General features: G+C 61.1%; 14 protein-coding genes. 10 read left to right on the top strand and 4 right to left on the bottom strand.

Annotated elements, in window-relative coordinates:
* Window positions 1-6: 6 nt before the first annotated feature.
* Window positions 7-2,652 (bottom strand): pyruvate dehydrogenase (acetyl-transferring), homodimeric type, encoded by a 2,646-nt coding sequence (gene aceE, locus EKA13_RS18395; RefSeq protein WP_065760764.1) that lies wholly within the window; start codon window positions 2,650-2,652, stop codon window positions 7-9.
* Window positions 2,653-3,038: 386 nt separating this feature from the next.
* On the opposite strand from aceE, the gene glnE reads away from it, so the two are divergent.
* The 8 genes from glnE (at window position 3,039) to EKA13_RS18355 (ending at window position 13,071) form a co-directional block, all read left to right on the top strand.
* Complete coding sequence (gene glnE / locus EKA13_RS18390; RefSeq protein WP_065760763.1) at window positions 3,039-5,969, top strand: bifunctional [glutamate--ammonia ligase]-adenylyl-L-tyrosine phosphorylase/[glutamate--ammonia-ligase] adenylyltransferase; 2,931 nt, start codon at window positions 3,039-3,041, stop codon at window positions 5,967-5,969.
* A gap of 144 nt (window positions 5,970-6,113) precedes the next feature.
* Window positions 6,114-7,163: a lipopolysaccharide heptosyltransferase II gene (gene waaF / locus EKA13_RS18385; protein WP_065760762.1), complete on the top strand. Its 1,050-nt coding sequence runs from the start codon at window positions 6,114-6,116 to the stop codon at window positions 7,161-7,163.
* Complete coding sequence (gene waaC, locus EKA13_RS18380; RefSeq protein WP_065760761.1) at window positions 7,164-8,222, top strand: lipopolysaccharide heptosyltransferase I; 1,059 nt, start codon at window positions 7,164-7,166, stop codon at window positions 8,220-8,222.
* Entirely contained in the window at window positions 8,222-9,346 is a 1,125-nt protein-coding gene (locus EKA13_RS18375; protein ID WP_065760760.1) for a glycosyltransferase family 4 protein, read from the top strand. Before waaC ends, EKA13_RS18375 begins: the two co-directional genes overlap by 1 nt.
* Entirely contained in the window at window positions 9,343-10,149 is an 807-nt protein-coding gene (rfaP, locus tag EKA13_RS18370; RefSeq protein WP_065760759.1) for a lipopolysaccharide core heptose(I) kinase RfaP, read from the top strand. Before EKA13_RS18375 ends, rfaP begins: the two co-directional genes overlap by 4 nt.
* Complete coding sequence (locus tag EKA13_RS18365) at window positions 10,149-10,883, top strand: lipopolysaccharide kinase InaA family protein (RefSeq protein WP_065760758.1); 735 nt, start codon at window positions 10,149-10,151, stop codon at window positions 10,881-10,883. Before rfaP ends, EKA13_RS18365 begins: the two co-directional genes overlap by 1 nt.
* Window positions 10,880-11,632, top strand: coding sequence for a lipopolysaccharide kinase InaA family protein (locus EKA13_RS18360; RefSeq protein ID WP_065760757.1), 753 nt, complete (start codon window positions 10,880-10,882; stop codon window positions 11,630-11,632). The genes EKA13_RS18365 and EKA13_RS18360 overlap by 4 nt, the downstream gene beginning before the upstream one ends.
* Window positions 11,632-13,071, top strand: a complete 1,440-nt coding sequence (locus tag EKA13_RS18355) for a lipopolysaccharide kinase InaA family protein (protein ID WP_065760756.1) — start codon at window positions 11,632-11,634, stop codon at window positions 13,069-13,071. The genes EKA13_RS18360 and EKA13_RS18355 overlap by 1 nt, the downstream gene beginning before the upstream one ends.
* Before the next feature lie 16 nt (window positions 13,072-13,087).
* On the opposite strand, the gene EKA13_RS18350 is transcribed toward EKA13_RS18355, so the two are convergent.
* Both EKA13_RS18350 and EKA13_RS18345 read right to left on the bottom strand, forming a co-directional pair.
* Window positions 13,088-13,798 (bottom strand): 3'-5' exonuclease, encoded by a 711-nt coding sequence (locus EKA13_RS18350; protein WP_065760755.1) that lies wholly within the window; start codon window positions 13,796-13,798, stop codon window positions 13,088-13,090.
* Window positions 13,795-15,732, bottom strand: a complete 1,938-nt coding sequence (locus EKA13_RS18345; protein WP_065760770.1) for a DUF294 nucleotidyltransferase-like domain-containing protein — start codon at window positions 15,730-15,732, stop codon at window positions 13,795-13,797. Before EKA13_RS18345 ends, EKA13_RS18350 begins: the two co-directional genes overlap by 4 nt.
* A 192-nt stretch (window positions 15,733-15,924) precedes the next feature.
* On the opposite strand from EKA13_RS18345, the gene EKA13_RS18340 reads away from it, so the two are divergent.
* Window positions 15,925-16,365 (top strand): response regulator, encoded by a 441-nt coding sequence (locus tag EKA13_RS18340; protein WP_065760754.1) that lies wholly within the window; start codon window positions 15,925-15,927, stop codon window positions 16,363-16,365.
* Between the two features lie 64 nt (window positions 16,366-16,429).
* On the opposite strand, the gene EKA13_RS18335 is transcribed toward EKA13_RS18340, so the two are convergent.
* Window positions 16,430-18,607, bottom strand: coding sequence for a malate synthase G (locus EKA13_RS18335; RefSeq protein WP_065760753.1), 2,178 nt, complete (start codon window positions 18,605-18,607; stop codon window positions 16,430-16,432).
* Between the two features lie 438 nt (window positions 18,608-19,045).
* Between EKA13_RS18335 and EKA13_RS18330 the strand changes: the two genes are divergently transcribed.
* Window positions 19,046-19,564: a glycine cleavage system transcriptional repressor gene (locus EKA13_RS18330; protein WP_065760752.1), complete on the top strand. Its 519-nt coding sequence runs from the start codon at window positions 19,046-19,048 to the stop codon at window positions 19,562-19,564.
* The last annotated feature ends 183 nt before the right edge of the window (window positions 19,565-19,747 follow it).

Genomic DNA, 19,747 nt, shown 5'->3' with positions numbered 1-19,747 from the left:
TACTCCTCAGCAGTCCAGTGGGTTGCGTTTTTCCGGGTCGATGCCGAAACGGGCGATGGCTTCAGCCACCACTTTCGGTTCGATATCGCCACGGTCGGCCAAGGCTTCCAGGGCAGCCAGCACTACGAAGTTGCGGTCGACTTCGAAGAAGTGACGCAGTTTCTTGCGGCTGTCGCTGCGACCGAAGCCATCGGTACCCAGGACTTTGAATTCTTTGCTCGGTACCCACTGACGAATCTGCTCGGCGAACAGTTTCATGTAGTCGGTGGAGGCAATGACCGGGCCCTTACGGCCTGCCAGGCACTCTTCGACGTAGGTAGTCTTCGGCTTCTGGCCAGGGTGCAGGCGGTTGCTGCGCTCTACGGCCAGGCCGTCGCGACGCAGTTCGTTGAAGCTGGTAACGCTCCAGACATCAGCGCCGACGTTGAACTCTTCACGCAGGATCTTCGCCGCTTCGCGGACTTCACGCAGGATGGTGCCGGAGCCCATTAGTTGAACGTGGTGCGCCGCTTCGCGGGTGTCTTCCTCGAGCAGGTACATGCCCTTGATGATGCCTTCCTCGACACCGGCCGGCATGGCTGGCTGGGTGTAGGCTTCGTTCATCACGGTGATGTAGTAGAAGATGTCCTGCTGCTCTTCCATCATCTGGCGCATGCCCTCGCGGATGATTACCGCCAGTTCATAGCCATAGGTCGGGTCGTAGGTGCGGCAGTTCGGGATGGTGCCAGCCAGCATGTGGCTGTGACCGTCTTCGTGCTGCAGGCCTTCGCCGTTGAGCGTGGTGCGACCGGCGGTACCGCCGATCAGGAAGCCACGGGTGCGGCTGTCGCCAGCGGCCCAGGCCAGGTCGCCGATACGTTGGAAGCCGAACATCGAGTAGAAGATGTAGAACGGCAGCATCGGCTGGTTGTGGCAGCTGTACGAGGTACCGGCAGCGATGAAGGAGGACATGGCGCCCGCTTCGTTGATGCCTTCCTCGAGGATCTGGCCCTTCTTGTCTTCGCGGTAGAACATCACCTGGTCTTTATCGACTGGCTCGTAGAGCTGGCCGACCGAGGAGTAGATGCCCAACTGACGGAACATGCCTTCCATACCGAAGGTACGGGCTTCGTCCGGGATGATCGGCACGATGCGCTGGCCGACTTCCTTGTCCTTGACCAGTTGCGCGAGGATCCGCACGAAGGCCATGGTGGTGGAGATTTCACGGTCGCCCGAGCCGTCCAGGATTGCCTTGAGGGTTTCCAGTGGCGGAGTCGGGATGCTGAAGCTCTTGGCGCGACGCTGAGGCACGAAGCCACCCAGGGCGGCACGGCGCTCGCTCAGGTAACGGGCTTCGGCGCTGCCTTCTTCCGGTTTGAAGAACGGCAGGTTTTCCAGCTCGTCATCCTTGACCGGGATGTCGAAGCGGTCGCGGAACAGCCGCAGGCTGTCGATGTCGACCTTCTTGGTGTTGTGCGCGGTGTTCTTGGCTTCGCCTGCACCGGTACCGTAACCCTTGATGGTCTTGGCCAGGATGACAGTCGGCTGGTCTTTGTGGTTGACCGCCTGATGGTAGGCTGCATAGACCTTGTACGGGTCGTGGCCACCACGGTTGAGCTTCCAGATCTCGTCGTCGGACAGGTCTTCGACCATGGCCTTGAGTTCTGGGGTGTTGAAGAAGTGCTCACGGACGAACGCGCCGTCCTTGGCCTTGTAGTTCTGGTACTCGCCGTCGATGACTTCGTCCATGCGGCGCTGCAGGATACCGTGGGTGTCCTTGGCCAGCAGTGGGTCCCAGAAACGGCCCCAGACGACTTTGTTGACGTTCCAGCCACCGCCACGGAACACGCCTTCGAGTTCCTGGATGATCTTGCCGTTGCCGCGAACCGGGCCGTCGAGGCGCTGCAGGTTGCAGTTGATGACGAAGATCAGGTTGTCCAGCTTCTCGCGGCCGGCCAGGGCGATTGCACCCAGGGATTCCGGCTCGTCGCACTCGCCGTCACCCATGAAGCACCAGACCTTCTGCTTGCCTTCAGGGATGTAGCCACGGCTTTCCAGGTACTTCATGAAGCGTGCCTGGTAGATCGCCTGGATTGGGCCCAGGCCCATCGAAACGGTCGGGAACTGCCAGAAGTCAGGCATCAGCCATGGGTGCGGGTACGACGACAGGCCATTGCCATCGACTTCCTGGCGGAAGTTGTTCATCTGATCTTCGCTGATGCGGCCTTCCATGAACGCGCGGGCGTAGACGCCCGGCGAGGCGTGGCCCTGGAAGAAGATCAGGTCGCCGCCGTGTTCATCGGTCGGGGCCTGGAAGAAGTAGTTGAAGCCAATGTCATACAGGGTGGCACTGGAGGCGAAGCTGGAGATGTGGCCGCCCAGATCCGAGTCTTTCAGGTTGGTACGCATTACCATGGCCAGCGCGTTCCAGCGCACCAGCGAGCGAATGCGGCGTTCCATGAACAGGTCGCCAGGCATACGTGCTTCGTGGGTGACGGGAATGGTATTGCGGTATGGCGTGGTGATGGCATATGGCAGCTGCGAACCACTACGGGTTGCCAGCTCGCCCATACGGGTCATCAGGTAGTGAGCGCGGTCTTCGCCTTCTTTGTCGAGAACCGACTCCAAGGCGTCCAGCCATTCCTGGGTTTCGACGGGATCGAGGTCTTGCATGGCTTGCTCCAGGGCGGAAAGGCTACCAGAATCGGTGGCCTGAGTTTTTTGGCGCCTGGCCTTGTGGGCAGGCGACATGAATTCTTGGATTACCGGATAGGGTCCCGGCGCTGTGTAGTTTTACTACAAATCAATCGGCATTTCATGCTTTTGAGGCGAAATGATAGTAGTAAAACTACAGAAAAATGGCTCGTGGCCTCTGCTCGGGTTGTGGGAAAAATCGATACGGGTGGTAAAAGCTCCGTCATCAAAGGGTTTGCTGCGATGTTTTCTACCAAGAAATCGGTTTTTTCAGCTATTTATAACTTTTGTACGACAGTCTGTCCGAGGCCTTGTTTTACGTGCCTTGCAGCCCACCACTTTTTCACGCCGTTCAAGGATAGACCATGAGCTTGCCTTCGCTGGCCGAGTTGCCCGCTTCCTTCGCGCCGCTGGTCGAGCGCAATAAACAGTCGCTGCGCAGTGCGGTCGCAGACGCTGGCCTGCAACTGGACGACTGGAGCCCAGAACGCTGGCAGCAGTTTGACCGGGTTTGCGCGGCCAGTGACTTTGTCCTGCAACAGGTGCTGCGAGACCCGCAGATGCTCCTGGACCTGCTGGCCAGTGGCGAACTGGACCGCCCGTTCGCTGCCGGTGAGTTGTGCGCCCAGGTGGCTGCAGCGGCCCAGGCGGCCACGACGGAAGACGAGTTGGCGCGCAACCTGCGCCGACAGCGCACGCGCCAGCAGGTACGGATCATATGGCGTGATCTGAATCGCCAGGCCGATCTGGTGCAGACGTGCCGTGACCTTTCCGACCTGGCCGATGCGGCCATCGATCAGGCCTATCAATGGCTGTACCCGCGTCAGTGCCAGCAGTTCGGCACACCCATCGGCCACCGTAGCGGCGAGCCGCAGCACATGGTGGTGCTTGGCATGGGCAAGCTCGGCGCGGTCGAGCTGAACCTGTCTTCGGATATCGACCTGATCTTCGCCTACCCGGAAGGCGGGGAAACCGAAGGGGTCAAACGTTCGCTGGATAATCAGGAGTTCTTTACCCGCCTTGGTCAACGCCTGATCAAGGCGCTGGACCCGGTCACCGTCGACGGTTTCGTATTCCGAGTCGACATGCGTTTGCGCCCTTATGGCTCGGCTGGCGCGTTGGTGCTCAGCTTCAATGCCCTTGAGCAGTACTACCAGGACCAGGGTCGAGACTGGGAACGCTACGCGATGATCAAGGCGCGGGTAGTGGCTGGCGATCAGACCACTGGCGCGCAGTTGCAGGAAATGCTGCGGCCATTCGTTTACCGGCGTTACCTGGACTTCTCGGCGATCGAAGCGCTGCGCACCATGAAGCAGTTGATCCAGCAGGAAGTCCGGCGCAAGGGCATGGCCGACAATATAAAGCTGGGGGCTGGCGGTATCCGCGAGGTCGAATTTATCGCCCAGGCGTTCCAGTTGATTCACGGCGGGCGTGACCTGAGCCTGCAGCAGCGGCCGCTGCTCAAGGTGCTGGCAACCCTTGAAGGGCAGGGCTACCTGCCGCCTGCGGTGGTTGCCGAACTGCGCGAGGGCTATGAGTTCCTGCGTTATACCGAGCATGCCATCCAGGCGATTGCCGACCGCCAGACACAAATGCTGCCTGACAGTGAGCTGGACCGTGCCCGGATCGCCTTTATGCTTGGCTTTGCCGACTGGGCGGCGTTCCATGAACAGTTGATGTACTGGCGTGGGCGCATCGACTGGCATTTCCGCCAGGTCATTGCCGACCCCGACGAGGACAGCGAAGCCGGTGAAGAGGTGGTCGGAGGCGAATGGCTGCCGTTGTGGGAAGAGGTACAGGATGAGGAGGCCGCCTGTCGTCAGTTGCAGGACGCCGGGTTTGTCGACGGGCCCAAGGCCCTGAAACAACTGGCCGGCCTGCGCGCGAGCCCACAGTTGCGTGCCATGCAGCGCCTGGGTCGTGAGCGCCTGGATGCCTTTATTCCACGCCTGCTGGCGCAAGCGGTGGAGCATGCTGATCCCGATCTGGTACTGGAGCGGGTATTGCCGCTCGTCGAGGCGGTGGCGCGGCGTTCCGCCTATCTGGTTCTACTGACTGAAAACCCAGGCGCCTTGCGGCGCTTGCTGACCCTCTGTGCCGCCAGCCCCTGGATTGCCGAGCAGATTGCGCGCTTCCCGCTGTTGCTTGATGAGCTGCTCAATGAAGGTCGCCTGTTCAGCCCGCCTCATGCGCCGGAGCTGGCTGCCGAGCTGCGTGAGCGGCTGACGCGTATTCCCGAGGATGACCTGGAGCAGCAGATGGAGGCGCTGCGGCACTTCAAGCTGGCGCACAGCCTGCGTGTTGCTGCGTCGGAAATTGCCGGCAACCTGCCGTTGATGAAGGTCAGTGACTACCTGACCTGGTTGGCTGAAGCGATCCTCGATCAGGTGCTGGCCTTGGCCTGGCGCCAGACGGTGGCCCGTCATGGCCAGCCTAAACGCAGCGACGGTAGCCTCTGCGATCCGGGCTTCATTATTGTGGGCTACGGCAAGGTGGGCGGTATCGAGTTGGGCCACGGCTCGGACCTGGACCTGGTGTTTATCCATGACGGCGACCCGCAAGCCGAAACCGACGGTGCCAAACCGATCGACAGCGCGCAGTTTTTCACGCGTCTGGGGCAACGGATCATCCACTTGCTGACCACTCAGACCAACTCCGGCCAGTTATACGATGTCGACATGCGCTTGCGCCCGTCCGGCGCCTCGGGGCTGTTGGTCAGTTCGCTGGGCGCGTTCGAGCGTTATCAGCAGAACGAGGCCTGGACCTGGGAGCATCAGGCGCTGGTGCGTGCCCGTGTGCTGGTCGGGTGCCCGCAGGTCGGCGCAGCGTTCGAGGGCGTACGTGCCCGTATCCTCGGTCAGAGCCGCGACTTGGGTAAACTGCAGACCGAAGTGAGTGAGATGCGCGCCAAGATGCGCGACAACCTCGGGACCAAGGCGACGGCTGCCGGTACGGCGGCCAATGCCTATGACGCCGGTATGCCCTTCGATATCAAGCAGGACGCCGGTGGTATCGTCGATATCGAATTTATGGTGCAATACGCCGCTTTGGCCTGGTCTGACAAGCATCCGGCCTTGCTGCGTTACACCGATAACATCCGCATCCTTGAAGGGCTTGAGGAAGCCGGGCTGATGCCGGTCAGCGATGCGGTGCTGCTGCGTGAGGTCTACAAGGCATTCCGTTCGGCTGCACATCGCCAGGCCTTGCAGAAACAGGCCGGGGTCATCGATGCCGGGCAGTTCGTCAGCGAGCGGCGCGAGGTGCGGCGTATCTGGGCTGAGTTGGGTCTGAAGTGAGGGGTTCGAGCCGTTGATTCAGGCGATGGAAGGCCTGCTGCGACCACATGGCGTACACTGGTCGGATCAAGCCTGATTATAAAGAGGGGAGGCCAGGCTGTTGATGAACAGGCTGCAGCCTCCCTGATCGTTTCTGGATAAAGCATGAGAATTTTGATCATTGGGCCCAGCTGGGTGGGCGACATGGTAATGGCACAGACCCTGTTCCATTGCCTGAAGCAGCATCACCCCGAGTGTGTGATCGATGTGCTGGCACCTGAATGGAGCCGGCCGATCCTTGAGCGTATGCCTGAAGTGCGCAAGGCCTTGAGCTTCCCGCTCGGCCACGGCGTGCTGGAGTTGGCGACCCGTCGGCGTATCGGTAAATCCCTGGCTGGCGAGTACGATCAGGCGATTCTGTTGCCCAATTCGATGAAGTCGGCGCTGGTGCCGTTCTTTGCCGGCATCGCTCGGCGTACCGGCTGGCGTGGCGAGTTCCGCTACGGTCTGCTCAATGATGTGCGTACGCTCGACAAGGCACGCTATCCCTTGATGATCGAGCGCTTCATGGCCCTGGCGTATCCGGCCGGTGCCGAGCTGCCCCAACCCTATCCGCGTCCGAACCTGCGCATCGAGGCCGAAAGCCGAGAGGCCGCGCTGGCCAAGTTCGGCCTGAGCCTGGATCGCCCGGTATTGGCCTTGTGCCCTGGCGCCGAGTTTGGTGAGGCCAAGCGTTGGCCGTCCGAGCATTACGCCAAGGTCGCTGAAATCAAGATCCGTGAAGGCTGGCAGGTGTGGCTGTTTGGCTCGAAGAACGACCATGCAGTGGGCGAGTCGATCCGTGAGCGGCTGATCCCTGGGCTGCGCGAGGAGTCGACCAACCTCAGTGGCGAAACCTCCCTGGCCGAGGCGATCGACCTGCTGTCCTGCAGTGACGCGGTGGTGTCCAACGACTCTGGCCTGATGCATGTGGCTGCGGCCCTTAACCGTCCGCTGGTGGCGGTTTATGGCTCGACCTCGCCGGGCTTCACCCCGCCGTTGGCCGATCAGGTGGAAATCGTTCGCCTGGGCCTTGAGTGCAGCCCGTGTTTCGAGCGGACCTGCCGCTTTGGCCACTACAATTGCCTGCGCCAGCTGGAGCCGGATGCCGTGGCTGCCGCGCTGCAGCGGTTGAACGGCCCGACGTTGATTGATGTCATGGCCGAGGTCGACTAAGTGCGGGTATTGCTGATCAAGACGTCTTCTCTGGGTGACGTGATTCACGCGTTGCCGGCGCTGACCGATGCGTCCCGGGCGATTCCCGGCATCCGCTTCGACTGGGTGGTCGAAGAGGGTTTCGCCGAGATCCCCAGTTGGCATCCTGCGGTGGACAAGGTCATTCCGGTGGCTATTCGCCGCTGGCGCAAGAACCTCTGGCAGACCTTCAAGAGCGGCGAATGGCGCCAGTTCAAGCAGCGTCTGCGTGAACGCCAGTACGACCTGGTGATCGATGCTCAAGGCTTGGTCAAGAGCGCCTGGTTGACCCGCTACGTCAAGGCACCGGTAGCTGGCCTTGACCGCTATTCGGCCCGCGAAGGCCTGTCGAGCCGGTTCTATGACCGTCGACTGTCGGTTGCCAATGGCCAGCACGCGGTCGAGCGGGTGCGTCAGCTGTTCGCCTTGTCGCTGGGCTACGACCTGCCTTCCGGTTTGGGTGACTACGGCCTTGATCGTGCCCGCTTGCAGGAAGGCATCGCGGCACCGTTCGTGGTGTTTCTGCATGGCACCACCTGGGACACCAAGCACTGGCCTGAGGCCTACTGGCGGGAGCTGGCCGAGCGCATGGGCCGCCTGCGTGTCGAGGTGCGTCTGCCGTGGGGGAACCCGGCCGAGCGTGCGCGCGCCGAGCGCATTGCCCAAGGGCTGAGCAATGCCAAGGTCTTGCCGAAACTGAATCTGGCCGGTGTCGCCCGGGTGCTGGCGTCGGCCAGGGCCTGTGTGGCGGTAGATACCGGCCTCGGGCACCTGGCGGCAGCGCTGGATGTGCCAACCCTGTCCTTGTTCGGGCCGACCAACCCCGGGCTCACCGGTGCCTATGGCAAGGCGCAGATACACCTGGGGAGCAATTTCCCCTGTGCGCCCTGCCTGCAGAAGAAATGCACCTACAAACCGAGCGCTGACGATCAGCGTCGGTTCGATCTCAAACGCGAGTGGCCGTTGTGTTTCACTCGCTTGAATCCCGAGCACGTCGCGGGCCGACTGAGCGCGCTGCTGCTGGCTGAGGATGTTCGTTGATGCAACTGGCTTTTGTGCTCTACAAGTATTTCCCGTTCGGTGGCCTGCAACGCGACTTCATGCGCATTGCGTTGGAGTGCCAGCGTCGCGGGCACCAGATCCGTGTCTACACGTTGATCTGGGAGGGCGATGTACCTCCGGGCTTTGAAGTGTTGGTGGCGCCGGTCAAGGCGCTGTTCAACCACCGACGCAATGAAAAGCTCAGTGCCTGGATGGCGGCCGACCTGGCCAAACGCCCGGTCGATCGCTTGATCGGTTTCAACAAGATGCCCGGCCTGGACGTTTACTATGCGGCTGACGGCTGCTTCGAGGACAAGGCGCAGACCCTGCGTAACTCGCTGTACCGGCGTTGGGGCCGCTACCGGCATTTTGCCGAGTACGAGCGGGCGGTATTTGCGCCAGAGTCCAAGACTGAAATCTTGATGATCTCCGAAGTGCAACAACCACTGTTCATCAAACACTACGGCACGCCGCTGCAACGTTTCCACTTGCTGCCGCCGGGCATCTCCCAGGATCGCCGGGCGCCGGCCAACGCCGCAGAGATTCGTGCGGCGTTTCGCCGCGAGTTCAAGCTGTCGGACGATGAGCTGTTGCTGGTGCAGATCGGTTCGGGTTTCAAGACCAAAGGCGTCGATCGCAGCCTGAAAGCCCTGGCGGCACTGCCTTCGGACTTGCGCAAACGTACCCGGCTGATGGTGATCGGTCAGGACGACCCCAAGGTGTTCCAACTGCAGAGTACGGCGCTGGGCCTGGGTGATCACGTGCAGTTCCTCAAGGGGCGCAGCGATATTCCGCGCTTCCTGCTCGGTGCCGACCTGTTGATTCACCCGGCCTACAACGAGAACACCGGGACGGTGTTGCTGGAGGCCTTGGTGGCGGGTTTGCCGGTGCTGGTCTCGGCGGTCTGTGGTTATGCCCATTACATTGCCGAGGCTGACAGCGGCCTGGTGCTCGATGAACCCTTCGAGCAGGAGCAGCTTAACCAGTACCTGCAACGCATGCTTGAAGACAACACCGCTCGCGCCGCCTGGGCGCGTAATGGTTTGGCGTTTGCCGACAGTGCCGACTTGTACAGCATGCCCGAGCATGCCGCCGATGTGATTCTGGCGCAGGAGCGCGCATGAAGCTGAAACTGGCTGAACCCTTCAAGCGCCTGTGGGCCGGGTGCGATGCCTTCGAGGCTGTTGAAGCCTTGCAAGGCCAGGTGTACCGCGAGCTGGAAGGCCGCCGTACCCTGCGCACCGAGGTCGAGGGGCGGGGTTATTTCGTCAAGATTCACCGTGGCATTGGCTGGGGTGAGATCTTCAAGAACCTGTTCACGGCCAAGCTGCCGGTGCTCGGTGCTGGCCAGGAATGGCGCGCCATTGAGCGCCTGCACCAGGTCGGCGTCCCCACCATGACCGCAGTGGCCTATGGTGAGCGTGGCAGCAACCCTGCGACCCAGCACTCGTTCATCGTGACGGAGGAACTGGCGCCCACGGTCAGCCTGGAAGATTTCAGCCTGAACTGGACCCAGCAGCCACCAGAGCCGCGCCTGAAAAGGGCGTTGATTGCGGAAGTGGCGCGCATGACCGGTACCATGCACCGCGCAGGGGTCAATCACCGTGACTGCTACATCTGCCACTTCCTGCTGCACACCGACCGTCCAGTGACGGCGGATGACTTCAAGCTTTCGGTGATCGACCTGCACCGCGCTCAAACCCGCGCGCAGATCTCCCGGCGCTGGCGCGACAAAGACCTGGCAGCGCTGTATTTCTCGGCTCTGGACATCGGCCTGACTCCGCGCGACAAGCTGCGCTTCCTGCGCGGCTATTTTCAGCAGCCATTGCGTCAGGTTCTGGCTGATGAAGCAGCCTTGTTGCGCTGGCTGGAGGGCAAGGCCCAGAAGCTCTATGCGCGCAAGCAACGGTATGGGGATGCGCTCTGATGACGGGTTGGACACTTGACCCTGCCTATGCGGCACTCGCAGCCGATTTTGGCAGTATCGATGCGGTCTTCGCGCTTCAGGGTGAGCGCTTGACGCACGATCTGTTGAGCGAGGTGATCCGGATTCAGCGCGACGGAATCAACTATTACGTCAAACGCTATGTCGGTGCTGGCAAAGGCCTGCGCCGTTACCTCGGGCGCCCACGGATCAAAGCGGAATGGCAGAACCTCAGGCAGTTTGCAAAGTGGAACATCCCTACCGCCGAAGTGATCGCCTGGGGCTTGGAGCGCAACGGCCTGAGTTTTAGCCGCGGGGCGATGATTACCCGCGAGTTGCCGCATACCGAAGACTTGTCGGCGCTGGCGGAACGCCGTGACCCGCGCTTGCGTGACCGCGCCTGGGTTGACCATCTGAGTCAACAGCTGGCGCGGCATACCCGCTGCATGCATGACCAGCGTTTTACCCACAACGACCTTAAGTGGCGCAACCTGCTGGTCGATGATCAGGGCACGTTGTTCCTGATCGACTGCCCGACGGGCGACTTCTGGTGGGGCTTTATGCTGCGCTACCGGATTACAAAGGATTTGGCATGCCTGGATAAAGTGGCCAAGTATCAGTTGTCGGCTACCCAAAGATTGCGCTTCTACCTGCAGTACCGTGGGTGCAAGCGGCTCGATGCGGCGGACAAGCGGCGCATTCGGCATGTTGTAAGGTTTTTTGAGGGACGTGAATGAGCGATTTTCTGGCCAGTGGCGAGTTGGCATTGCTCGCCCGTCATGGCCTGAGCGATTTCGACCAACTTTGGGCACTGCAGCTCGATGCGGTCGATGAGCCCAATACCGGGCGTGGTGGCTGGAGCAGCGTTTACCGCTTGGAGCTTGAGGGGAAGGGCTACTACCTGAAGCGTCAGAGCAACTACCTGACTCGCACCTTGCACCGGCCATTCGGTGAGCCGACGTTTGCCCGCGAGTTTCGCAATATCAGCCGTTACCAGGCCCTGAGTATCCCCGCGTTGCAGGCGGTCTACTACGGTGAGCGGCGTATTTGCGGTGAGCGTCGAGCTATTCTGATGACTCGTGCACTGGACGACTGGAGCGACCTGGAAAGCCTGCTGGAAAAGTGGCCGCAGCTGTCGGCGTCGAAGCGTCAGGGCATTCTTCAGGTGTGTGGACGAGCCGCGCGTAAGCTGCACCGTGCCGGTCAGGTGCATTGCTGCTTCTATCCCAAGCATATTTTTCTGCGTGAGCGCCGTGATGGCTGGCAGGCGCGGCTGATTGACCTGGAGAAAACGCGACCGTTGTTGTTTGGCATGCGCGATCGGCTGAAAGACCTGGAACCATTGCTGCGGCGTGCCCAGGCCTGGAGCGAAGGCGATGTGCGTGTGCTGCTGGCGGCTTATCTGAAACAGCCAGCAGATAGCGCTTTGGTCGATAATTGGTTGGAGCGCCTGACGCGCCGCCGCTGTATTAAAGAGGCTCGCTGATGCAATTGTCTGAACTCAAGAGCGCCGGACGTCGCCCGACGCTGCCACTGAGCATTTCCCTGGCCGATGCAGCCGGTGCTGCCGATCTGCAACTGCTCACGCTGTTGCGGGTGCTGCCTGGGCAACGCTATGTCGGTGCCGGGGTCTGGCGTGGCAAGCCCGTACTGGCCAAGCTGCTGGTGGGCAACAGCGCTGCGCGGCACTTTCAGCGTGAGCTGGAGGGCGTGCGCTTGCTTGCCGGGCAAGGGCTGACCACGCCGCGGCTTTTGGCAGATGGCCTGCGCGAGGGCGAGGGCGGCTGGCTGCTGTTCGAGTTTCTTGAGGGTGCCCTCAGCCTGGCCGACGCCTGGGCCGAAGTGGAGAACCTGCCGTTGCTGGCAGACGAGCAGCAGCAGGTGCTGGGCGAGGCATTGGCTGCGGTGGCGCAGATGCACGCCAAGGGCCTTTGGCAGGAAGACCTGCACCTGGACAACCTGTTGCGTCACAACGGTCAGCTGTACCTGATCGACGGGGCCGGTATAAAGACCGAAACCCCAGGCCAACCGCTGTCGCGTGATCGGGTGCTGCAGAACCTTGGGGTGTTGTTTGCGCAGTTGCCCAAGCGTCTTGAACCGTACATCGAAGAACTGTTGGTTCATTACCTGTTGGCCAATGGTGAACATGCGCTGGTACTGGAAGCGCTGCAGAAACAGACCGACAAGGTGCGTGCCTGGCGGCTGAAGGACTACCTGGACAAGGCCGGCCGTGAATGCACGCTGTTTAGCGTCGAGCGCGGGCTTTCCGGGTTGCGGGCCGTGCGCCGCGATGAGTTGGCCGCGATGAGCGCTGTGCTGGAGCAGGCCGATACGTTGATCGAACAAGGGCATATGTACAAGACCGGAGGGGCCGCCAGTGTCGCTCGGGTCGAGGTCGATGGCCGCCATCTGGTGATCAAGCGCTACAACATCAAGAATGCCGCTCACTGGTTCAAGCGCTTCTGGCGTCCGAGTCGTGCCTGGCATTCATGGATTGAAGGGCATCGCCTGGCGTTTCTGGAAATCGCCACGCCGAAGCCGCTGGCGGTACTGGAACGGCGGACCTGCGGCTTGCGTGGTCGTGCTTACCTGGTGACCGAGTACATGGACGGGCCTGACCTGGTCGAGTGCTTTGCGCCGTATGTCGAGAGCGGCGACGTGCCTCAGGAGCAGTTGCAGGCTCTGCAGCAGTTGTTGGAGCGCTTGATCCATGAGCGCATCAGCCATGGTGACCTGAAAGGGCATAACCTGTTCTGGCAGGATGGTCGTTGGGCGCTGATCGACCTGGATGCGATGAGCCACCATGCGACCCAGCTCAGCTTCGCCCCGGCATTTGCCCGTGACCGGGCGCGGTTGCTGCGCAACTGGCCCACGGACAGCGCCCTGTACCAGCGGCTGGATCGGGAACTGCCGACGCTTGTCTGAGCGTCAGTGTGATCGCTTAGAAGAGCTGACGCTGCTGCTGACGCCGGCGCCAGCCGTTTAGCCGCTGTTCAAGCGCCAGGGGGCTGTCGATGTGTTGCCGTTTTGCCTGGTTGAACAGGATCAGGGCCAGTTCGGCAGTGACCATGGCGTCGGCACTGGCATGGTGGCGTTCGCTGGCCTCAAGGCCGAAGTAGTAGGTCCAGTCATCAAGCCCGGCTTCACGCAAGGTGGCGTTGGGGTTGAGCTGGGGGGCCAGTTCGGCCACATCGATGAAAGGGTGTTGCAGGCGGTAACCCAGGCTGTCTTTAAGGGCGCGGCTGAGCATGCGCTGATCAAAGGGTGCATGAAAGGCCAGTATCGGGCTTTCGCCAACAAACTCCATCAGGTCAAGCAAGGCTTGCGCGGGGTCGCAACCGGCAGCAATGGCGCTGGGGCCAAGGCCATGGATAAGCACGCTGGGGCTGAGTTTGTGGTCGTGTCGGTGCAGGGTGCGCTCAAACTGTTGGCTGAAGTCGATGGCGCCGTCCTCAATGACTACCGCACCAATTGACAGTACCTGATCACGGTTGACGTTCAACCCACTGGTCTCCAGGTCGAGAACAACCCAGCGTTGTTCGTCTAGCGGGCGCTCGTCGAGGGCGGCAGCGCCAGGCAATTGTGCCAGGCGCTGCGCTTGTTGTTCGTTAAGGTGGGGCTGGCGGGGACGCAGCCAGGCAAACAGACTCATAACTGGTACCGCAGGGTCAGGCTGGCTTGCAGGCGCTGGGCCTGGCGCAGGGATTCACGCAGGATGCGTCGGTCCAGATGGTTCAGGCTGTCCGGGTCGACGCGGTTGGAGTAGGGCAGGTGATGCCGGGTTTGCAACTGGTGTTGCTGCATCCGGGTTTGCTGGATGAAGTGGTAGGCCTCTTCATAGGCCGCACCGTCCAGCGGGTCGATGACGTCCTTGGCAACCAGTTGGCGCAGGCGCTCCAGGGTGTTGTTGGCGCCGATGCCATTGGCCAGCGCGAGCAGGCGTGCGCCGTCGACGAACGGTGTCAGGCCCTGAACCTTAAGGTCGAGTGTTGCGGCCTTGTCGTCGCCCTGGCGCGTCAGGACGAAGTCCCGGAAACGGCCAACGGGTGGGCGCTGACGCAAGGCGTTTTCGGCCATCATGCGTTGGAACAGACGGTTGTCGGCTACCTGCTCAAGAATGCCCTGACGCAGTTGCTCGCAGGCGCTTTCGTCGCCCCAGACCACCCGAAGGTCAAAGTAGATGCTTGAAGCCAGCAGGTTCTCCGGCGTGGCTTCACGAATGAAGGCGGCGAAGCGGCGGGCCCACTCGGCGCGTGAGAGGCACAGCTGTGGATTGCTGGCCATGATGTTGCCTTTGCACAGGGTGAATCCACATTGGGCCAGGCCTTGGTTGATGTGCAGTGCCAGCGGCAACAGCTTGCTGCGGATCTCTTCGGCCTGGGCCGCATCGCGTGCCTCGAAGAGAATGCCGTTGTCCTGGTCGGTATGCAGGGTTTGCTCGCGTCGCCCTTCGCTACCAAAACACAGCCAACTGAACGGCACACCCGGATCGCCTTTGTCCTGAAGCGCCAACTCGATGACGCGGCAGACCGTATGGTCGTTGAGCAAGGTGATGATCTGGGTAATCTGGGTCGAGGATGCGCCGTGGGCCAGCATGCGCTCGACCAGTTGACCGATCTCGCCGCGCATCGATACCAGGTTCTCGATGCGTGGCGCATTGCGGATGGTGCGGGCCAGGTGCACCAGGTCCACCCGTTGCAGGGAGAACAGGTCACGTTCGGACACCACGCCACACAGGCGTTTGTCTTCCACCAGGCAAACATGGGCGATGTGCCGCTCGGTCATTGCAATGGCCGCATCGAAGGCACTGGCCTCGGGGCTGAGGAAGAACGGCGCGTGGGTCATGTGCTGTTCGATCGGCGTGGCGAAGTCGGCGCTGGCGTCGGCCACCACCTGGCGAAGGTCGCGCAGGGTGAAGATGCCAATCGGTGCACGCTGGGGGTCGACGATGACGATGCTGCCAACCTGTTGTTCATGCATCAGCCGTACTGCTTCGCGCAGCGCTGTCTCGGGGCCGCAGACCACCGGGTGACGCATTGCCAGCTCACCCAGGCGGGTGTTCAGCGAGTACTGAGTGCCCAGTGTTTCGACGGCCTTGCGCTGGACTTGCTGGTTGACCTGATCCAGCAGGCTGCTGACCCCACGCAGGGCGAAGTCCCGGAACACGTCAGACAGCGTGAACAGACGAATGAACGCAGCTTTCGGTAACCGCAGGCAGAAGGTGTCCTCGGCGGCCAGATGCTCGGTACGGGTCGCACGCTCACCCAGCAGCGCCGCCAGTGGGAAGCACTCGCCACTGGTGATTTCAAAGGTGGTTTCAGTGCCGCGTTTGGCGGTGTGCGGGCGTTCGCCGACCACACGCCCCTGTTTGACGATGTAGAAATGCTCCACAGGCCCATCGGCGGGCTTGATGATACTTTCGTCGGCAGCATAGAAACGCAACTGGCACTGTTCAACCAGATAGGCCAGATGGGCGTTCTCCATCTGGTTGAACGGAGGGAAACGCTGCAGGAACTGCATGGTTCCCTGAATGTTCTGCATGACTGCCGTCTTGCCGGCTTGGGCGAAGGCGTCCATTTTACTCATGTGTTCGACCACATCTCTGGGCTCGGCGGCGCAGCGCCGAAGATTGTTCTTGTCTGCCTCCATGGTCGGTCGCAGGCCCGGCAGTGCCCATTGGACGTAAGTCTAAAAAACGCGGCATAGGCAGGTTGCAAGGCGTCCGAATGCAGTCTGAACTTGTTCCAGTGGGCAATTTTCTACGTGCATGGAGCCGTGATGACCGATCATGAAAGTATCTTGAGTGACGCCGAGCGCGAGGCGCTAAGTGCGGTCATGCAGGCACCGGCAGCCCTGACAGTATTGATTGTCGATGACCCGCGCAATGCCGCTGACCTGATGGCTGCGCAGCTCTCCAGCCATGGCGTGCAGTGCCTGGTGCTGGATGACGGCCAAGCGGTACTTCAGCGGCTGAAGAAGGATCGGACAATCGGCCTGTTGATCACGGGCCTGCATATGGCCCCGGTTGATGGCCTGGCGTTGATTCGGTTGATTCGGGGAACGGAACGGGCGGCTTTGCCCATCGTGATTACCTCGGACGAGGCTGATGTGCAGGATGCGATCTCGGCAATGCGCCTGGGCGTAGTGGACTTTCTGCTCGGGCCGATCGATATGGAGGCGTTGCTGGCGCTGGTGCGGCGGGAGTTGGGCGTGAATTGAGCGTGAGGCGGCGTGCGTCGCCGCCAGCACCGCCCCCCGGTGGGAGACAGTGCTGGCGATGGCGTTACAGGCCGTTACGCGCCTTGAACTCGCGCCGACGACGGTGCAGGACCGGCTCGGTGTAGCCGTTCGGCTGCTTGGTACCTTCTACCACCAGTTCGACTGCCGCCTGGAAGGCGATGTTGTTGTCGAAGTCTGGTGCCAGTGGGCGGTACAGCGGGTCGTTGGCGTTCTGCCGGTCAACCACGGGGGCCATGCGTTTGAGGCTCTCCATGACCTGGGCTTCGCTGACGATACCGTGACGCAACCAGTTGGCCAGCAGTTGACTGGAAATCCGCAGGGTGGCGCGGTCTTCCATCAGGCCTACATCGTTGATGTCCGGCACTTTCGAGCAGCCAACGCCTTGGTCGATCCAGCGCACAACATAACCGAGGATGCCCTGGGCGTTGTTGTCCAGCTCGTTACGGATCTCTTCGTCGGACCAGTTGGTATTGGCGGCCAGCGGGATGGTCAGGATGTCGTCGACCGAAGCCGGTGCACGCTTGGCCAGTTCCGCCTGGCGGGCGAAGACGTCGACCTTGTGATAATGCAGCGCGTGCAGCGCAGCAGCCGTTGGCGACGGCACCCAGGCAGTGTTGGCGCCAGCCAGCGGGTGAGCGATCTTCTGTTCGAGCATGCCGGCCATCAGGTCCGGCATGGCCCACATGCCTTTACCGATCTGTGCACGACCTGACAGGCCAGCGGCCAGACCGATATCGACGTTGGAGTTCTCGTAAGCGCCGATCCACTTCTCGGTTTTCATGTCGCCTTTGCGCACCATGGCGCCAGCCTCCATGGAGGTGTGGATTTCATCGCCGGTGCGATCAAGGAAACCGGTGTTGATGAACACTACACGCTCGCTGGCAGCCTGGATGCAGGCCTTCAGGTTGACCGTGGTACGACGCTCCTCGTCCATGATGCCGACTTTCAGCGTATTACGTTTCAAGCCCAGAACGTCTTCGATGCGACCGAACAGTTCATTGGTAAATGCGGCTTCTTCAGGGCCATGCATTTTCGGCTTCACGATATACACAGAGCCGGTACGGCTGTTCTTGCGGGAGGTGTTGCCGTTGAGGTTGTGCACCGCTGCCAGGTTGGTGATCAGGCCGTCGAGGATGCCCTCTGGTACTTCGTTGCCGTCTTTGTCGAGAATGGCGTCGATGGTCATCAGGTGACCAACGTTACGCACAAACAGCAGCGAACGACCGTGAAGGCTCAACGTGCCACCCTGAGGCGTGCTGTACTCGCGGTCCGGGTTCATGGTGCGGGTGAAGCTCTGGCCACCTTTGCTGACGCTTTCAGACAGGTCGCCTTTCATCAGGCCGAGCCAGTTGCGGTAGACCACCACTTTGTCGTCGGCATCGACCGCAGCGACGGAGTCTTCGCAGTCCATGATGGTGGTCAGGGCGGCTTCGACCAGGATGTCTTTCACACCCGCTGCGTCGGTTTGGCCGACAGGGGTGTTGGCGTCGATCTGGATCTCGAAGTGCAGGCCGTTGTGCTTGAGCAGGATGGCGGTCGGTTTCGCCGCATCACCCTGGAAGCCAATCAGTTGTGCATCATCGCGCAGGCCACTGTTGCTGCCACCTTTGAGGGCGACTACCAGTTCTCCGTTTTCGATACGGTAGGCGGTGGCGTCGACATGGGAGCCGGCTGCCAGTGGCGCGGACTCATCGAGGAAGGCGCGGGCGAAGGCAATGACCTTGTCGCCACGAACCTTGTTGTAGCCTTTGCCTTTTTCCGCGCCACCCGCTTCGCTGATGGCGTCGGTGCCATACAGGGCGTCGTACAGCGAGCCCCAGCGGGCGTTGGATGCGTTCAGGGCAAAGCGCGCATTCATGACCGGAACCACCAGTTGTGGGCCGGCCATGCGAGCGATTTCGTCATCGACGTTTTCGGTGGAAATCTGGAAATCTGCCGCTTCTGGCAGCAGGTAGCCGATTTCCTGAAGGAAGGCTTTGTAGGCCGCAGCATCGTGTGCCTGGCCTTTGCGTGCCTGGTGCCAGGCGTCGATCTTCGCCTGCAGGTCGTCACGTTTGGCCAGGAGGGCTTTGTTCTTTGGAGCGAGGTCGTTGATGATCTTTTCCGCACCCACCCAGAACTGTTCGGCGTTGATACCGGTTCCAGGAATGGCTTCGTTGTTCACGAAGTCGAACAGGACTTTGGCGACCTGAAGGCCACCGACTTGAACGTGTTCAGTCATTGCTTGCCTCACTCTGCTCAGCTATTCAGCTCTTCTATTTAAAGCCTGTAGCGCTTCTCTAAACACGGCACCAGAACTTGCCCGGAGGGCGGCTGGGTGCAGCCTGCCAGGCGTGCTGGCGGGCGGTTGCGTATTTTCACAGGCGCCTTGGCAGACATCGAATCAACGTTTTGTAGTCCGCGCTGCGGCATACTACATGATGCGCGGCGGTTGTGAAAATTAGACTAAATACGTCGTTCTGCGACCGTTTGGTCGCATGGGGTCACGCTGGAAGACAACATGTTCTCAAAAAACAGAGAGATTGTTCCAGATAAATCTTAAAACAGTACACGATTTGTCTTTTGGGACGGCTGCGGCAGGTTGCCGCGCCTTGCCTATACTTTCCCGGCGCCTTGGCAATTCGGGCGAATCGAACCGTTAAACGCAGAGGGCTGCCGCGTGAATCATCTCGTATTGACAGTGATTGCCGCCGACAAGGCGGGACAGGTGGAGCGCATCGCAGAATGCATTGCCGAGCATAACGGCAACTGGCTCGAGAGCCGGATGTCGCGGATGGCCGGCCAGTTTGCCGGGATTTTGCGCGTGGCTGTTCCGGCGGAGTCCTATGATGAGTTGGTCGAAGCCTTGCAAGCGCTGGCCAGCCAGGGTATTCGCGTGCTGATCGCCGAAAGCGGCATCGAACCTTCGTGCACCTGGAAGCCTATCGCGATGGAGCTGGTTGGCAACGACCGGCCAGGCATCGTGCGCGATATCACGCGTTTGTTGGCCGAGCTGGGGATCAACGTTGAGCGCTTGAACACGGATGTGCGACCGGCCCCCATGAGCAGCGAGCCGCTGTTTTATGCTGAAGCGTTGTTGGCGCTGCCGCTGACCTTGCCGCTCGAACAGCTACAGAAGCACCTGGAAGAACTGGCAGACGATCTGATGGTAGAGCTCACGTTACGACCGGAAGAGTAGTTATCCCGTTTTACCGGGGATGCCCCTGTGGATAACCTGGGGAGCCTCCTGGCAGCGCCAAGCCGGCTGCGGCCTGTGGAGGTTTGAGCAAAAAATGAGCAGATTCAAGGGCTTGTGCACAAAGCACGGGGATCAGCTTGTGGATAACCTTGGGAGAGGTTGCTGCAGGCCACGTGCTGTGTG

Origin of the sequence: Pseudomonas defluvii, from assembly GCF_001695625.1 — a bacterium.
In the GTDB taxonomy this organism is placed as follows: domain Bacteria; phylum Pseudomonadota; class Gammaproteobacteria; order Pseudomonadales; family Pseudomonadaceae; genus Aquipseudomonas; species Aquipseudomonas defluvii.
The sequence above is the reverse complement of the archived record's forward strand: the minus strand, read 5'-3'. Positions and strand labels throughout refer to the sequence as shown.

What these genes read in the sequence shown, in the direction of transcription:
- aceE (WP_065760764.1), bottom strand. Translation starts at nt 2,652, where the DNA reads ATGCAAGACCTCGATCCCGTCGAAACCCAGGAATGGCTGGACGCCTTG.
- glnE (WP_065760763.1), top strand. Translation starts at nt 3,039, where the DNA reads ATGAGCTTGCCTTCGCTGGCCGAGTTGCCCGCTTCCTTCGCGCCGCTG.
- waaF (WP_065760762.1), top strand. Translation starts at nt 6,114, where the DNA reads ATGAGAATTTTGATCATTGGGCCCAGCTGGGTGGGCGACATGGTAATG.
- EKA13_RS18375 (WP_065760760.1), top strand. Translation starts at nt 8,222, where the DNA reads ATGCAACTGGCTTTTGTGCTCTACAAGTATTTCCCGTTCGGTGGCCTG.
- rfaP (WP_065760759.1), top strand. Translation starts at nt 9,343, where the DNA reads ATGAAGCTGAAACTGGCTGAACCCTTCAAGCGCCTGTGGGCCGGGTGC.
- EKA13_RS18365 (WP_065760758.1), top strand. Translation starts at nt 10,149, where the DNA reads ATGACGGGTTGGACACTTGACCCTGCCTATGCGGCACTCGCAGCCGAT.
- EKA13_RS18360 (WP_065760757.1), top strand. Translation starts at nt 10,880, where the DNA reads ATGAGCGATTTTCTGGCCAGTGGCGAGTTGGCATTGCTCGCCCGTCAT.
- EKA13_RS18355 (WP_065760756.1), top strand. Translation starts at nt 11,632, where the DNA reads ATGCAATTGTCTGAACTCAAGAGCGCCGGACGTCGCCCGACGCTGCCA.
- EKA13_RS18350 (WP_065760755.1), bottom strand. Translation starts at nt 13,798, where the DNA reads ATGAGTCTGTTTGCCTGGCTGCGTCCCCGCCAGCCCCACCTTAACGAA.
- EKA13_RS18345 (WP_065760770.1), bottom strand. Translation starts at nt 15,732, where the DNA reads ATGAGTAAAATGGACGCCTTCGCCCAAGCCGGCAAGACGGCAGTCATG.
- EKA13_RS18340 (WP_065760754.1), top strand. Translation starts at nt 15,925, where the DNA reads ATGACCGATCATGAAAGTATCTTGAGTGACGCCGAGCGCGAGGCGCTA.
- EKA13_RS18335 (WP_065760753.1), bottom strand. Translation starts at nt 18,607, where the DNA reads ATGACTGAACACGTTCAAGTCGGTGGCCTTCAGGTCGCCAAAGTCCTG.